This window comes from Peribacillus sp. TH14, assembly GCF_016651145.1.
Classification (GTDB): domain Bacteria; phylum Bacillota; class Bacilli; order Bacillales; family DSM-1321; genus Peribacillus; species Peribacillus butanolivorans.
The window spans coordinates 4666524-4683255 of record NZ_JAEKEK010000001.1; the positions used below are offsets into that span (position 1 = coordinate 4666524).

The 16732-nt window shown below is 34.7% G+C and carries 13 protein-coding genes; 10 read left to right on the forward strand and 3 right to left on the reverse strand.

Features of this window, described 5'->3' with window-relative positions; genetic code table 11:
* The first annotated feature begins 46 nt into the window (after positions 1-46).
* Entirely contained in the window at positions 47-883 is an 837-nt protein-coding gene (gene speD, locus JFU50_RS22720) for an adenosylmethionine decarboxylase (RefSeq protein WP_201185097.1), read from the forward strand.
* Between the two features lie 259 nt (positions 884-1142).
* Complete coding sequence (locus tag JFU50_RS22725; RefSeq protein WP_201224252.1) at positions 1143-2501, forward strand: IS1182 family transposase; 1359 nt, start codon at positions 1143-1145, stop codon at positions 2499-2501.
* Between the two features lie 149 nt (positions 2502-2650).
* On the opposite strand, the gene JFU50_RS22730 is transcribed toward JFU50_RS22725, so the two are convergent.
* Complete coding sequence (locus tag JFU50_RS22730; protein ID WP_201185096.1) at positions 2651-3676, reverse strand: YeiH family protein; 1026 nt, start codon at positions 3674-3676, stop codon at positions 2651-2653.
* A 126-nt stretch (positions 3677-3802) separates the two neighbouring features.
* Between JFU50_RS22730 and JFU50_RS22735 the strand changes: the two genes are divergently transcribed.
* The 5 genes from JFU50_RS22735 (at position 3803) to JFU50_RS22755 (ending at position 9090) form a co-directional block, all read left to right on the forward strand.
* Positions 3803-4696 carry a selenium metabolism-associated LysR family transcriptional regulator gene (locus tag JFU50_RS22735; protein WP_201185095.1) on the forward strand — a complete coding sequence of 298 codons (894 nt, stop codon included), beginning with the start codon at positions 3803-3805 and terminating at the stop codon, positions 4694-4696.
* 477 nt (positions 4697-5173) lie between these two features.
* Positions 5174-5632: a hypothetical protein gene (locus JFU50_RS22740; RefSeq protein WP_201224253.1), complete on the forward strand. Its 459-nt coding sequence runs from the start codon at positions 5174-5176 to the stop codon at positions 5630-5632.
* A 70-nt stretch (positions 5633-5702) separates the two neighbouring features.
* The gene (locus JFU50_RS22745; RefSeq protein ID WP_207198819.1) at positions 5703-6092 is read left to right on the forward strand and encodes a hypothetical protein; all 390 of its coding nucleotides are present in this window, start codon (positions 5703-5705) and stop codon (positions 6090-6092) included.
* An 829-nt stretch (positions 6093-6921) separates the two neighbouring features.
* Positions 6922-7548 (forward strand): metal-dependent hydrolase, encoded by a 627-nt coding sequence (locus JFU50_RS22750; RefSeq protein ID WP_201185093.1) that lies wholly within the window; start codon positions 6922-6924, stop codon positions 7546-7548.
* Between the two features lie 618 nt (positions 7549-8166).
* Complete coding sequence (locus JFU50_RS22755) at positions 8167-9090, forward strand: Gfo/Idh/MocA family protein (protein WP_201185091.1); 924 nt, start codon at positions 8167-8169, stop codon at positions 9088-9090.
* A gap of 558 nt (positions 9091-9648) precedes the next feature.
* Here the strand turns inward: JFU50_RS22755 and JFU50_RS22760 are convergent.
* Both JFU50_RS22760 and JFU50_RS22765 read right to left on the reverse strand, forming a co-directional pair.
* Positions 9649-9840 (reverse strand): DUF3934 family protein, encoded by a 192-nt coding sequence (locus JFU50_RS22760; protein ID WP_201185089.1) that lies wholly within the window; start codon positions 9838-9840, stop codon positions 9649-9651.
* A gap of 514 nt (positions 9841-10354) precedes the next feature.
* On the reverse strand, positions 10355-11230 hold the full coding sequence (locus JFU50_RS22765) for a LysR family transcriptional regulator (protein ID WP_201224255.1): 876 nt from the start codon (positions 11228-11230) through the stop codon (positions 10355-10357).
* Positions 11231-11562: 332 nt separating this feature from the next.
* Between JFU50_RS22765 and JFU50_RS22770 the strand changes: the two genes are divergently transcribed.
* The 3 genes from JFU50_RS22770 to JFU50_RS22780 all read left to right on the forward strand — a co-directional run bounded on the left by JFU50_RS22770 (position 11563) and on the right by JFU50_RS22780 (position 16290).
* Positions 11563-12786, forward strand: coding sequence for an MFS transporter (locus JFU50_RS22770; protein ID WP_242489079.1), 1224 nt, complete (start codon positions 11563-11565; stop codon positions 12784-12786).
* Positions 12787-13124: 338 nt separating this feature from the next.
* The gene (locus JFU50_RS22775; RefSeq protein WP_201224256.1) at positions 13125-14357 is read left to right on the forward strand and encodes an acyl-CoA dehydrogenase family protein; all 1233 of its coding nucleotides are present in this window, start codon (positions 13125-13127) and stop codon (positions 14355-14357) included.
* Positions 14358-14664: 307 nt separating this feature from the next.
* Positions 14665-16290, forward strand: coding sequence for an acyl-CoA synthetase (locus tag JFU50_RS22780; protein ID WP_201224257.1), 1626 nt, complete (start codon positions 14665-14667; stop codon positions 16288-16290).
* Positions 16291-16732 lie beyond the last annotated feature (442 nt).

Genomic DNA, 16732 nt, shown 5'->3' on the forward strand with positions numbered 1-16732 from the left:
GTAACTATAAGAACAGTTGTAAAAAAATAAGGGGAATCGATCAAACATGAAACTTACACCAGAACAACGAATTGAACTCCATGGTTTTAATAATCTTACGAAATCATTAAGTTTTAATATGTATGATATTTGTTTTACAAAAACAAAGAAAGAACGCGAAGCCTACCTAGAATATATCGATGAGCAGTATAATGCAGAAAGGCTTTCGAAGATTTTGCAAAACGTATCGGATTTAATTGGAGCACACGTTTTGAATACGGCAAAACAGGACTATATTCCACAGGGTGCAAGTGTAACGATGCTTGTTTCCGAAGGACCTGTCGTCGAAGTTCCGACTGGTACCTATGAGGAATCCCCTGGCCCATTACCCAATAATGTTGTCATGCAACTGGATAAAAGCCACATTACTGTTCATACATACCCTGAGTTTCATCCGAATGAAGGCATTAGTACATTCAGGGCTGATATCGATGTATCTACTTGTGGAGAAATCTCTCCACTAAAAGCACTTAATTATCTTATACATTCCTTTGATACTGACATAATTACTATTGATTACCGTGTCCGAGGATTTACACGGGATAAAAATGGACGGAAATTATTCATTGATCATGATATAAATTCCATTCAAAATTACATCCCTGATGAAGTAAAGAGTTTATATGATATGATAGACGTCAATGTGTATCAGGAAAATATATTTCATACGAAATGTAAGTTGAAAAGATTCGATATAAATAATTATTTATTCGGCTTCACAGAAGAAAAATTAAATTCAGAGGAACGACAGGAAATTATAGAAAGACTACAAACAGAGATGGATGAAATTTTTTATGGAGCTAACGTTCCGCATCTATTAAAGAAAAACAAGCATTCCAATTAAGGAATGCTTGTCTACAGTTTTTTTGAGGGGTTGTAAAAATTCGACGTTGATTTCCACTCCAGGCACTCGCTTTCCGCGGGCGGTCAGGGAGCCTCCTCGGCGCCTTTGCGCCTGTGGGGTCTCCCTTGGACACGCATTTCCCGCAGGAGTCTCGCACCTTCCGTTCCAATCAACTTTGTTTTAACAATTAGATATAACCACTTTTGCCTACAGTCCTTTTTGTTTTAATATAGAAGTATTAAAACTTGAGGTGATGACGATGCTTTCGAAACATAATTCTATTCAGCGAGATCAACTTGAAATGATTACTTTGGATCAACTGGTGCCAGCGAACTATTTGGTTCGTAAAATTGAGGGGGACATTGACTTCACTTTCATTTATGACTTGGTGAAAGATATGTATTCAGAGATAGGGCGCCCAAGTATTGATCCAGTTATTTTAGTTAAATTGACATTCATTCAATATACCTTCGGTATTCGTTCGATGCGTAAAACGATTGAAGAAGTTGAAACGAATATGGCTTACCGTTGGTTTTTAGGTTACGGTTTCCATGATAAAGTACCTCACTTCTCAACGTTCGGGAAAAATTATGAGCGTCGCTTTAAAGATACAGACCTGTTTGAACGGATTTTTTATCGTATCTTAATGACAGCTTCAGAAAGAAAGTTAATAAGTGCAGAGCACGTATTCGTTGATTCAACACATGTGAAAGCCAGTGCGAATAAGCGAAAATTCGAAAAGAAAATCGTTCGTAAGGAAACACGAGCATACCAAGGACGCCTTCAAGAAGAAATAAATCAAGATCGTGAAAACAAGGGAAAGAAGCCTTTTCCACCGGATAAATTTGATAAAGAAGAAACCAAAGAAATTAAAGAAAGTACAACTGACCCTGAGAGTGGCTACTATGTAAAAGATGAACGAACAAAACAGTTTGCCTATTCATTTCATGCGGCTGCGGACCGCAACGGTTTTGTGCTGGGGACGATTGTAACACCGGGAAATACGCATGATAGTCATATCTTAGAGCCTCTTGTTGAACAAGTGATTGAGAAAGTTGGAAAACCTGAAGCTGTTGCCGCAGATGCAGCTTACAAAACACCAGCTATTACAAGCTACCTTTTTGGGAAAGAAATCACACCAGCTTTACCCTATACACGTCCACGAACAAAAGAAGGGTTCTTTCGCAAGCATGACTATGTTTACGATGAACATTTTGATAGTTACCTCTGCCCATCGGGCGAGATTTTAAAGTACTCAACAACAAATAAAGAGGGCTATCGCGAGTACAAATCACCCAAACACACTTGTGCGACATGCTCATTTTTATCACAGTGTACAGTAAGCAAAGACCATCAAAAAGTGGTGACACGCCATATCTGGCAAAATTATATGGAAGAAGCAGATCATCTGCGTCATCACAAGGATGTAAAACCTATATATGCGAAACGTAAAGAAACAATAGAGCGTGTATTCGCAGATGCAAAAGAAAAGCATGGTATGCGTTGGACTACTTTAAGGGGACTTAAAAAATTGTCGATGCAGGCGATGCTTACTTTCGCTGCCATGAATTTAAAGAAGATAGCCAATTGGACATGGCAAGGTCCAAGAATGGCTTAATAAAGTGGGCTCGTAGAGGCCCAATCTCTTAATCTTGAGCAAAATTCAAAGGGGATTTCAAAAGGGGTCCGGAATTAAAACATTCCGAACCCCTTTTGTCTACAAACTGAAACAAGCATTCCAATTAAGGAATGCTTGTTTTGTGAATATTAATTTAATTGTAATACGCGGACCAATACATAACCAAGAATTGATAATAAGATTGAACCGAATAGACCAGCAACAAATGGTTTTCCACCATATTTCTTGAATATTACAAGATCTATATTTAATCCGAGTCCCGCCATAGACATTGCCATGAGGATATAAGAAAGTGAAACAATGTATTCAGCAATAGCTTCTGGTACTACTCCTGTAGAATAAAGTGCACTAGTTGCTAAAAACCCTAAAATAAACCAAGGAATCTGGATAGATTTCCATGAAAATTTCTTCCCAGGATTAGCTGTTCTCTCTTTCAAATTCATTATGAATCCAATAAAAATTGCAACAGGAATGAGTAAGGCAACCCTTGTTAACTTGACCATGACTGCCATATCTACTGCCTCATTTCCACCTGGTGCTGAAGCGGCAATTACATGAGCAATTTCATGCAGTGTAGCTCCCGAGAAAATTCCGTATCCCTGATCTGATAAACCTAGGAATGGGTAAAGAATGGTGTAACCAAATGTAAAGGTTGTTCCCAATACCGCAACCGTTGCCACGGCAATCGCTGTATCTTTTTCTTTTGCTTTAATTTGTGTGGAAATCGCAAGGACAGCCGCAGCTCCACAAATTCCTGTTCCACAGGCTGTCAAAATACCCAGCTTTTTTTCGACCTTAAAAAGACGGGTCAATCCATAAACTATTAATATAGCAAATACAAGACTAATAGCTCCGACAGCAAAAGTTTTTGGTCCAGCATTAAAAATATCCTTTAAGTTCAAACGCATCCCTAACAAAATGATACCAAATCGCAAAAGAACCTTACTAGAATAATTGGTCCCTGCAACCACATAATCAGGCAAGCCGACTATGGATTTCCAAAACACCCCTATTAATATCGCTATGACGAGCTGCCCCATTATATGAAGGAAGGGGAGCTCTGCCAAGAATTTTGCTGCAATAGCAATTAGTAGGGTTAAAACTATCCCTTTAATAAAGCCAAGCTTTATTGTTTCTCTTGCTGTTTTTCCCAAGTTGAACACTCCATCTTTATTGTTTCCTTTACTTTAAGGGTAAATTAAAAATAAGTGAAATATATATTTGCTATTGTAATAATCACTTTTACTTATGGTAAAATAAATTATAAAGAGGAGGTAACTATGGATCCTTTAAAGGTTTTTGTAACCGTAATCGAACAGAAAAATTTCTCAAGAGCAGGTGATATTCTTAATCTGTCACAGCCGGGAGTTAGCCTTCATATAAGGAATCTGGAAAATGAATTGGGGACGAAACTGATTTACCGTTCCCCGAAACAGGTTCAAATAACAGAGCCTGGAAAAATCTTATATAGGCATGCAAAGCAAATGCTGAATCACTATGAGACAGCAATAAGAGAAATTAATGATTTTAATAACGTGGTAAGTGGGACTCTAAAAATTGGGGCTAGTTTTACAATAGGAGAATATTATCTTCCGAAAGTTTTGGCGGAATATTCTGTCCTATATCCTCTAGTTGATATTCAAATTATTATTTCAAATTCTAATGAAGTTATTCAAGGCGTACGTTCTAACCAGATTGATATAGGTCTGATTGAAGGGGAAACGGATTATAAAGATATTGATGTTAACTCATTCATGAATGATGAAATGATTGTCGTCGTTCCGCCTGATCATCCACTTTCACAAATGGAAATCATAGATGGTGCCATGCTTCAGGATCAAACATGGGTACTTAGGGAGCAAGGGTCGGGAACTCGTACGTATTCAGATAAACTTATAAACAAACTAGATCTAAACATAAAACGAAGCTTTATTTTTACCAGTATTCAAGGAGTGAAAGAAGCAGTTATGGCTGGTCTTGGCATTGCACTGTTATCCCGATTAACCGTGCAAAAAGAACTGAAAACCGGTGAATTGAAGACCTTTCATTTGAAAAATGAAGCCTTTATTAGACCTTTTTCAGTGGTGAAAAAGAAAGATTTCGAAGCATCAAAAGCATTGGAGATGTTTTTAAATAAAGTGAGAGAATTTGCGATAAAAGGACAACTAAAATGATACGGAATTCTATGTATAAAAGCTGACCTCCTCATTTACACGATTGAGGAGCCTGGCATTTTTGATTTAATCGAAAGCGCTTTCGAATTATTCCTTTTTTTTAAGAACCCGTAATAGCCTTAATTTCAAGTATAAGGGAAGTTCACGAATTTCGGGGTGCAATCGTCGTGACACTAGGTACATAGATCCTGTTACATTTAGGACATATGATAATACCCACGTCATAATGTTGGTGTGGATAAAACTAGAAAGTGAAACTTCATAGATGACACTAGAAATGGCTGTAGATATCAAGCCAAACGGGAAGGTATCTGTTTCGGAATGGATGAAAAAAGGAAATCAGTTACCCTCAACCAACATTTACGTATGTTCGCTTGATTACAAACATATTATTAAATAGGAAAAGACTAGGATGCTTTTTTTGTCCCTTTATTGACTTTTTCTATTTTATATTAATTTGTAAAAGGAGCGTCCACATTGGCTATAGAGGAGCAGAAAAATAAGCGAATTTCTGTTTTCGACAGAATTATAGGATTCATGCCAAAATTATATGTGATTGGGACTATTTTGATTTTTGTTTATACACTGGTTGCGATGGCCCTATTAGGAATCCAAACGTGGAAGGAGCCTGATAAAGTCGTCAATCCCGTAAATACACAGAATCCAGCTATTTCTGAAGGCTTTGAACATACATTGATAACGTTAATCATAGAACCGATTGTAACATCTGAGTTTTATCAAATAATCTTCAACACATTATTTCTTTACCTAGTGTGGATACTACTTTTTTTATTAGCACCGATTGCTTTTTACCGGCTAAAACACTTTAAGTTTTTTAATATAGAAATTGAGATTGAAAAACAAGATGCAGCTGTTTTTGAGGTGTTTAGCGTGAGCAGTTCAAAAATGAAATTTGCAAGCATATTTAACATCTGAGGAATTTCAGCTGGAGATATCAGAGGAGATTGCAAATAGCAAGGATTTTAAAGCTCCCTTAATTTATACATTGGATAGTACGATCGAGTTTTATTCCAATCAATTAGGACTTGACTTTACTTATGAAATTTATAACTTAAATCAATTCAAAAAAGCTAAGCTACCTAAATCCATCAAATCGATGCTTGATAAGTCCATCCAAACTGGTGATCCATGTATAACGAATAAAAGCAACAGTGACAGTGAATATTATAAGAATTTTCTCTTGCATTATTATGAAAACCTAGACGGCAAATTTGTCACGGTTTTAAGCAGTTATCAAACGGAATTCGATACCTTCGATAAATCACTAATAAAAATTCTACACAATGTCATATACGATTATTATCTACAATATAACTATATATATGATGTAACGTTGACGATGGTGAAGAATGAAGAAATTTCATACAATAAATAAAAACCACCCTACAAGTGGTTATTTTTTTTTGTAAGGTGATTGTTAATTATATTTTGAACGATTACATTATTACCAATAAGCTCAGAAGATTTCTTTACGTGTTGCTCTCTAAAATCCATGTTTTTTATTTTCTTAGACTTTTTCCCTTTTTTAAAATTATTGAAGGCGTTTAGAAAGGCTATTTGGATCACTCCCCTTATAGATTAGTATATTCATATTATTGATAAAGTTTCTAATAAAAAAGTCTCGTTAGAAAAAAAATTTTAAAGGTTTTGTATATAAATACGAGCCTTTAATAAGGTTAATTTCAATATAATATTTTTATAGAGTAAGTCAAGACGAAGTCTACTTGGCTCTAACATTTCTGGTTAGCTTTGTGTAGCTATATTTACTTAAGCATTATGAGTTTCTTTCTCAAAAGAGAAATCTGCCTTATTGCATCGAGCTTAGCGACACCAGGATGAGCTTTCATATTCTTTATTTCAATTCCTCTTTGTGTACTTTGTAATATTGTTCATGATTTATTTTGAATTTTAGCACTTATTGCCTCTTCGTTTTTCATGATTTTCACGAGTAGGATAGCCCAATAACTATTTAACCTGAAAATGGTGATACGACTAGAAGTGAGTGAACAAAATTCAAAGGATTCTAAGAACATTACAAAGAGGGAATAAGGTTCTTCTTATTTTGAAATCAAGGAATAATCCCATTTTTTAAAAGAAATAAAGAAATTCAGTAAAAAATATTGTATAGTTAAAAAGCAAGGTGTTCGAACAAACATTCGATTGTGATATGGAAGATAACTTCTTAGAAGAACAGGAGAGAGACAGTGAACGGGACAGCGCATATGGCATTAGGAGCAGCAGTGGGATTTTTAACAGCAAACACACTTCAAACCGATCCAACCACTACTTTATTCTTAGTTGGGGTTGGGGGTGTTTCAGGTCTAATGCCCGACATGGATATTGACGGAAAGTTAAGCAATAGAATTACCTTTTCACACAAGTTCATCCGAACTTTAGCACAAACCATCGGGATTCTCATGATTATTTATAGCGTTTTGGAAGGTTCTGAAACGGAAAAGTGGGTTGGTGTAGGAGCAGGAATTGGCATTATTATAATATCTACATTTATAACGCAAAGGCATATGCTGACCCTGACAGGATTAGGGGTATTAGGAGGCGGCCTATCTTTACAGGAAAACTGGTTATGGCTGTTAGGTATCTATATAATTCTAGCATCTTTCACACCTCATAGAAGTTATACGCATTCGATTGCTGGCATCGTTTTCTTTGGCGTCATTGCTCATCAATTCGAATCATCTTTGGGGATAGAGGGGATTTTCACTACTTGTATATTAGGCTACATAAGTCATTTAATTGCGGATATGAAATTTTTACCTTTTAATAGACGAGGAGTAAAGTTATTCTTGCCATTTTTCTCAAAGGAATTTTAAGTAAAAGAAACAGTGGTTCTGTCAGAACCACTGTTTCTTTTACTATTCATCATGAGATATGGTATTTTTTGATAAAGTAAAAAAATATTAAATATAAAATAATAGGAAATGATAACTATTATAGGGTAAATTTAACTTATCTTCCTCATTTTCAGATGATACGACTCTTGATCAGTTAGAGTTTTTGGACAGACGCTTAGATAGAATAGTGGAGATTGCATGAATTCGTATTAATGTATGCAATCAAACAAAGTGAAAAAGTATAAAAATGGAAGAATAAAAATTGATGGAGTGTATGGAAGAATCGTTTTTGGTGTTTATAACGCAACAAGAAGGAGAAAAAATAGAGAAAATTATTCGCGTTCTCGGAGATTTTGAAAAAGAGAGTTTTGATGTTAATACCATACATGAAATGGTAGTACGCCCCAGGTTCTTGATTAAATAGTAGCATTGAATCTGAACTACAAAATAACAAAGGGATTTGACAGACTCGAGTATGTTCACTTGATAATCCTATTACACGACCACATGCAAAAATAATTTGTTCATTTGGCTTTACAACTGAAACAGTGTAAACTAATTTTGTTATTAACAATATCAATGCAAAGGATGTCAAACATGAAAAAACCTCGTATTGGAATGATAGGTTTAGGAAGTATAGCTCAAAAAGCATATTTACCAATCCTTACTAAAGAAACGGATTGGTCATTTGTAGGTGCTTTTTCACCAAGTAAAGATAAACGAAAAATGATTTGCAATCAGTATCGTATTCAAGATTTTAATAGCTTACAAACACTCGCTGCAGAGTGTGATGCTGTTTTCGTACATAGTTCCACTAGCTCACATTTTGAAGTCGTATCTTCTCTATTAACTAAAGGAATAGATGTTTATGTCGATAAACCATTAGCTGCAACTGTTGCTGAAGCTGAAAAATTAGTAGAGTTAAGTGAAAAATCACGAAGAAAGCTTATGGTTGGATTTAATCGCCGCTTTGCTCCTATGTATGTACAAGCAAAACAACAAGCTCAAAACATAGCATCAGTTCGTATAGAAAAACATAGAACAGATAGTATGGGACCTTATTCTTATGATTTTAGAATGTTAGATGATTATTTACATGTAGTTGATACTGCAAGATGGTTAGCTAATGGTGATTTAGATGTGCTGCATGGAACAGTAAATATCAGTAGTGAGAATTACCTTGTTTATGCAGGACATGTTTATAAATCCAAGGAGGGTATACCTTTCTTTACAGACATGCATCGAAAAGCAGGTACTAATCTTGAGAGGCTTGAACTATTAACAGATGGAGCAATTTTAAGTGTTAGGAACATGAATACTTTAGAAATTGCTTCTAATAACAGCCACTCAACTTCATTTTCTCCATCTTGGGATACAACGTTAAAGCAAAGAGGATTTGAAGATGCTGTACAACATTTTATTAATTGTATTCAAAATGATGAGAAACCACTGATTGATGGACTAGAAGGTCTGAAATCTCAATTGTTAGTCAATCAATTATTAAAAGCAGTAGCCAAATAAATAATATCAATTTAATGATATTGGAGCGCTTTCTAACTTTTTACAAAGAGTCTAGCAAAAAAGAGACAAAATTTCTTAGAGTAGAAAATTCGTTCCTTCTTATGGCGAAAATTACTTAGCTTATGAATAAAACTAAACAGATAGTACATTTTTATAATGTAGCCCCTTTGATTGAATCTGCTCAAGTTGTTGGTGAAGCCATACATTCAGAAACAAACTCTGTTAAAAAGGGCTACAAACGGTTTTACAATAAAGTTATCATCGAAAAAAGTTAACACAACAAACATAAAAGTCAGATTAGATGAACATTTCGTGATTGTATCTGTATAAATTAAAAAAAACCTCAAATGAACACGAAAGACACTACCGGTTTGGGAGTGTCTTTTTCTTTATTATATATAAATGCTCTTGGTTAATTCAATAGCTATAGAGTGAAGGAAGTTAGAGTTATTAATCTATTTGACCCATTTCTCTCATACAGATTTTTAAATACCCTGTATGAGAATATGGAACATAATTTAGTAACCTTTAATTTAACTCATAGGAATTACATAATGATTATCTTTCAGACTTATCACCAGTATTATTGGTAGTTGTCTTTGAGTCATTCGCGTGTTTAACGCCTTTACTTACATAAGGTTTTGCGCTCTTTTTCTTGTTGGCACTAGTTTTCCAACGATTCCAACCCTTCTTACCCGTTCCCGTACCTGTACCCTTACCTGTTCCAGTTTTAGCCTTAGCTTTACTCATGAAATCACTCCATTAATATTGTATGGTTAGTTTAAACCATTTTACTTGATTATTATCCAAGTATGTTGAAATATACATCAACTAAGGAGATAAGTACAGAGAAAGGCTCAATAAATTTTAAATTGATTTATTTTTTTCACCAAAATACAAAGGGAATCCGATATTGACATAAGACATAAAAAACTGAATAAGGGGTACTTTTTGATTAGAAATAATGCTAACAAAGAGAGAACAGAAGGGAAGATCTTTTTAAAAAGTGAAAAAGTTATTTAGTATAGTACAAAAGCTTACATATGCATCTGTACGGTGTAATATCTTAGCTAATGATTTTTTTAAGCGGTTACTGAAATGGACTAAAAATATTCAAAAATTATAGGGATTTGTAGTTTACTTTATGAAGTTAATAGTAATGAATGTTGATTATAGCCTATTGATGGAGATATTAATAAGATCCTAATTGAAAGAATTATGATAAATTAAAAAATCCCCTTACCATTTTGCTCCTTAATAATTTTTAAGAAACCTCTTGCTGATGTTGAAAAATATCTTTTTTTGAACGGATAAAACCACAAGTTAAATTGGAGCGTTCATAATTAACTAAGGGAATTATAATAATTTGACCATTAATAACTCTTTCATCATTAATTACAGTAAATTCAGAGAGGAAACTAATCCCTATCCCTTCGGCTATCGAGTTTTTTATCGTTTCCGTATTAGGAGATTCAAATAAAACCTTAAGGGGTCCATATTGGCGTATTATATCATCTAAAATAGGTTTGGTTATGGTATGTAAAATTAATTTTTGATTTAGTAATTCTTCAGGTGTAATACTTTCTTTGAAAGCAAGAGGAGAATTTTCGCATACACAAATATACATTCTTCCTTGAAATAATGTATCAAAATGCAATACATTTTTATTTGAATTTCCCCACTTAATCCAAGTCATTTCATCAACCGTGATGAAACCTAGATCATGCTCATTGTTTGAAATTTCCCTAATTACATTCTGATTTTCCTCAATAATAATCTCTGTGTTTGGATATTTTTTATTAAAGGCGGAAATAGCTTTAGGTAAAAAAGTAAGTAAAGTACTCGGGCTAGCAACTATTCTAAGTTCTTTATCGATATTTGTGCTCTGAAATTTTGCTTCTCTTTCTAAGTCTACTAACAAATCGCTAATTTTATATGCTTTTTCTATTATTCTTTTTCCTTGTTCTGTGGGTTTGGTTCCCAACCTTGATCTTTTAAATAAGCTTAATCCAAATTTCTGTTCGAAATTTGATAAAGACTGACTTATAGTAGCTACAGAAACATGAAGGTTATTTGTCGCCTCAGTAATCGAACCTGTTTTTGCCACTTCAATAATATATTCAATTTGTTGTATTTGCATAGCATATTCCCTCCTTTCTTTAGGAAAACCTAAAGTAACCTTAATATATAACTGATATACTCCTATTAAAATTCATTATAGGATAAATTTAGAATATTTCAATAATTATAATTTATCAGCTAAATATACGATTGTGAGGAGGAGAGGTGATTATGGAAAGAGTACACAACGAATAAAGTATGGTGCTGGTAACAGATATTTTAAATGAATTTTTCAAAAGAAAGCAATGATTAGAAATGAAAGCCCTTACAAATTGATTGGATTTTAAATTTATTTCACTAAGTAATGATGAATAAGAAACTCTACAAAAATACTAAAAAGAGGTGAAACAGATGAGTGGAAAATACCGCTATTTCTTAATGATGATGATTACCTTTATTACAATTATTAATTATGTTGATCGCTCTATAATGGCTTATGCACAGGAGTATATAATAAATGAATATGGATTAAATGCTAAATCATGGGGGCATGTATTAGGTTTTTTTGGATACGGATATATTTTTGGCGGTTTTTTTGGAGGACTATTAGCCGATAAAAAAGGTCCTAAATTTGTGTGGATGCTTTCGGCTGTTACTTGGTCTATATTTGCTTTGGGTATGGGGGTTTCAGGGGATATTGGTATTGCCGTTTTTGGAGGTTCTGCACTTGCAGGATTTGCTGTATTTCGAATCTTATTTGGATTAGCAGAAGGACCTGCTCTTGTAGGCAATGCCCGGACGTTGGCAAATTGGGCACCTGTAAAAGAAAGAGCATTTTTGAATGGAATAGGTATATTAGGAGTCCCATTTGGAGCTTTAATTACGGCACCAATTGCCGTATTTTTAATTTCTACAGTAGGTTGGAAAATGATGTTTGTCGTATTGGGAGCGATTGGTATAATTTGGGCGATTATATGGCGCAAAATATTTACAGATTATCCTGAAGATCATCCCCTTGTTTCAAAAGAAGAACTAGAAGTAATTCGTTATTCTAATGACATAAAAAAGAATGAAGGTGGAGATAAGGCCATTTCCCCCTGGTATCATTTTTTTAAAAGTCCAACATTAATGTTAAATTCGATTGCTCACTTTTGTGCGAACTACATTAATTTTTTAATTTTAACCTGGGCTCCAAAATACCTGCAGGACGTCTTCAATTACGATTTAAAAGCGTTAGGTTATCTAGGGATGATTCCTTGGGCATTAGCCTGTATTACTGTTCTACTGGGACCAAAAATCTCAGATATTCTATTTAAAAGGACGAACAACTTGTGGATAGCAAGATCGGGACTATGCATGATTTCATTTATCCTAACAGGTTTGTTCTTTACACTCATTCTTACTGTTAATTCTCCATTAGTCATTTTACTCTTAATGTCATTGGGGACTGGTTCTTCATTTTTAGGTGGTGCTTTGTTTTGGGTAGTCATTCAGGACACTGCACCTACAAGAGTTGGAGCATATACAGGGGTTAACCATTTCATAATTAACGCAATTGCTATAGTCGCTCCGACCTTAACTGGTTATCTTGTCATGACTAATGGTTATCCAGCGATGTTTATTGCAAAGCAGTAGTGGTTTGCTTAATTGGATTCATCCTGATGATTTTTGTTAAACCAGGAATAAAAAATAATCAATCAGAAGTCATAGTAAATAATGCTCGTATGTAAATATTGCTCGTATAATTGAAAACTATTCGATTCAAATTGCTAATGTTACTTAAAATTTAAAAGTGTAAAAAATATATGTTTTGATTTAGGTAATCTTGAACGCTTCACTCTTTCTTTAGGAAAAATTGAAGTAACCTTAAAATTTAAGTGATTTACACTTAAAATCACCTAAGATAGAATAAATTTAGAATATTCAGATAAATTTAAAAGCCACCAAAATTAAAATGGAAAAGGGGAAGAGACATGGATTTTAGATTAACTGATGAGCAAAGAATGGTACAAGAAACAGTTCGAGATTTTGTTGAAAAAGAATTAGCGCCACTCGAAAATCAAGTGTTAAGAAATGAACGTGAAGGTAAACCTGGAATTACTAGGGAGGAATTACGTAAACTTCAATTAAAAGCTAAGGACATAGGTTTTTGGGGAATTAACTCTCCAGAGGAATATGGAGGAGCCGACTTGGGTCCTGTAATGAGTAGTTTAATACAAATGGAATTAGGTAGAACGATTGTTCCTTTTGATTTTGGAGGACATGCACCAAATCTTTTATATATAGCACTTAATGAAGAACAAAAAAAGAAGTATTTATTGCCAGTTGTTGATGGAGAGAAAATTGCTTGCTTTGCATTGACAGAATCAAGTTCTGGTTCAGATGCTTCAAATATGGAAACAACTGCTGTGAAACAAGGAAATGAGTGGATTATTAATGGGGAAAAGATATTTATTACTCATGGTAGTGAATCAGACTTTGCCATCGTATTTGCAGTAACAGATAGACAGAAAGGTATGAATGGGGGAATCACTTGTTTCCTAGTTGACCGCGAACTGGGGTACCGTTCTGAGCCAATTCCGGTGATGTCTGGAAGTCATCATGAACCTGCAACGCTAGTTTTTGATAATGTACGTGTTCCTGAAGAAAATGTTATTGGAGAAGTGGGAGATGGCTTTAAATATGCAATGGTGTTCATTAACCATAATCGTGGATGGGTTATTCCTTCTTGGGCTATTGGTGGTGCTGAACGTTTATTAAATATGGCAATAGAATGGGCAAATAATCGTGTTTCATTCGGAGAGCCACTTGCTGAACGTCAAGCAATTCAATGGATGATCGCTGATTCTGCTACCGAAATTGAAGCAGCAAAATGGATTTTTCTCCGTTCTGCGTGGATGGCTGAACAAGAAGGATCATGGAAAACTGGGCAAGATAGCATTCAATTCCGCCATCAGTCCTCAATCTCAAAGTTATATTCGACTAATATGATAAGTCGAGTAGTTGACCGCGTTTTACAAATTCATGGAGGTTTAGGTTATACAAAAGAATCGCCTGTAGAGCGCTGGTATCGTGAGGTAAGAATTTGGCGTATTTTTGAAGGTTCAGATGAAATGCTCCGCCGTTCAATCGCTACTAATTTACTGAAAGAAAAAGTAAAAGTCGGTGAATTGATGAAAGCAGGTAGTGAATTTGTTTTGAATTAACTCTATTTTTAGAAAAAGATCCGAAAATTAGTAAGCGTTTACATTTAAGAGAGTAATAAAATTTATTGAAATAAAATCCTAAATGAGAGTGAGTTGAAATACAAGATATACCTTTAGTCTACTTCCTCTTCAAGGTGGGTGGTGTGAACATAAGTGTCAGACTGTCTTTCAATTATTGCTTCATACTAAGCAGTAAGATACTATATCAGTATTTTTTGGAGAGGGCATCCCCTAATGAAATGCCCTCTTAGTTTCAAATCGAATAGTTAAGGTATATATCATTAATTTTTTTAGGGGGAGGTATGAAATGGGTACAGATTTTGATCTAATTGTCCCAGAATACTATAACATTGCTTGGGACATTGATGGCTATGCTGATGGGGAGCCCCAAGTAGCTATTTATTGGGAAGATGCAATAGGAATCACAAAGACCTTAACCTACCAAGAGCTCCGCCATTTATCAAATAAATTTGCTAATGTCTTAAAAAACATTGGTTTAACAAAAGGGGATAAGATTTTAATTGTCCTTCCAAGAATTCCTGAGACATATATTGCTTATATTGCTGCTTTAAAGTTAGGGTTAGTTATATCTCCCGGTTCAGATATGCTTATGCCTAAGGATCTTTTATATAGAATTAATCAATCACAAGCTAAAGCAATCATTTGTTATCATACCTTAACAGATCGGGTCCATAAAATTAGTTCAGAAACGGTGAGCCTTAGATATTATCTCACGGTTGGCGGCGAAGTGGAAGGATGGCAAAACTACGAGAATTTAATCAAAGGAATGCCATCAAAATTTGACCCTGTTGCAACCCGTTCTGATGATAGCGCTTTCCTTTGCTATACATCTGGTGCGACGGGGAATCCAAAGGGAGTAATACATGATCATGGATGGGTTTATGCACATCGAGCGTTATCCGTAAAAATTGGGTTTAACTGTGGACCGGATACTCTGATTTGGAGCACTGTTAGTCCAGCATGGATAAAGTGGGTACACAATGCCTTTATTAACACGTTAGGGTCTGGTGCTACAGGATTAGCTTATAACGGTCATCTTGATGGGGAGAAATATTTACAAATGATAGAAAAATACAATGTAAACTTTTTATGTGCTACCGCAACTGAATATCGCAAAATTTCTAATGTCGATCAATTAGATCGTTTTAAAATTTCTAGTCTAAAAAATGCTTTAAGTGCAGGGGAACCTCTTAATAACCAAGTTATCGATAAGTTTAAGAGACACTTCAACGTGAAGGTTGGAGATGGTTATGGACAAACAGAAAACACTCTACTAATTACATCATTAAATGACATGAATGTAAAACCAGGGTCACTAGGAAGATCAACTCTGGGTGATCTGGTAAGAGTTAATGATGATAATGGGAATCCATTACCATTTGGGGAAGTGGGAGTGATTGCAGTACACCGAAGTGTTCGAGGTTTATTCAAAGAGTATCATAATGATCCGGAACGCACGAAATCAGTATTCCATGGTGATTGGTATATGACTGGTGATCTTGCGAAGATGGATCAAGACGGATATTTTTGGTTTGAAGGTCGTTCAGATGATCTCATAATAAGCTCTGGCTACACCATTGGACCATCTGAAATAGAAGAGGCTCTGCTAAGTTATGAAAATGTGAAAGAATGTGCTGTTGTACCAAGTCCTGATGCAGTTAGAGGAGCCGTTGTAAAAGCTTTTGTTGTCATAGATAAAAAAGTTATACCGTCAGATAACCTAGTAAAGGAATTACAGAATTATGTAAAAACAATTACAGCTCCTTATAAATATCCAAGAGAAATTGAATTTGTTTCAGAACTACCCAAAACCGTCTCAGGTAAGATTCAAAGAGGGAAATTACGTCAGTTAGAAAAACAAAGAAAACAAATAGAAAACATAAAAACTCAAACTGTCCCTAAGGATGAATAATATTATGAATTAATAATTCTAATAATAATGATGATGATAGTGAATGTTGTTTCCGTAGTCGTAGCATATATTAACATAATTTTTTAAACAGTAATGAGCTCGCTAATGTCAAGGGGGAGCTGAGGTGCTTCACATAGACCATGCGTTACTATAAATTGGACAGACCGGTAGAGTGGACACATCTAGTTTAATAATCACCTTGTATTTTAATGAGTAATCTAAAACCAAGTCTTGAAGAGATTAAAAGGCCTAGTATTACCTCCTGAATATCGAAAAGTAAATATAAGTATTCCTCCTTTTTATTGGAGAGAAGGTAAAATAATGATGAACTGCCCTAAATCAAGCTTTTGATTTGTGTAATTGTTGGTATGTGATTTTTCATTGAGTAACAGGCACGGTTAAAAAGCACCTAATGACCTTAATACAGATATAACGACAACGA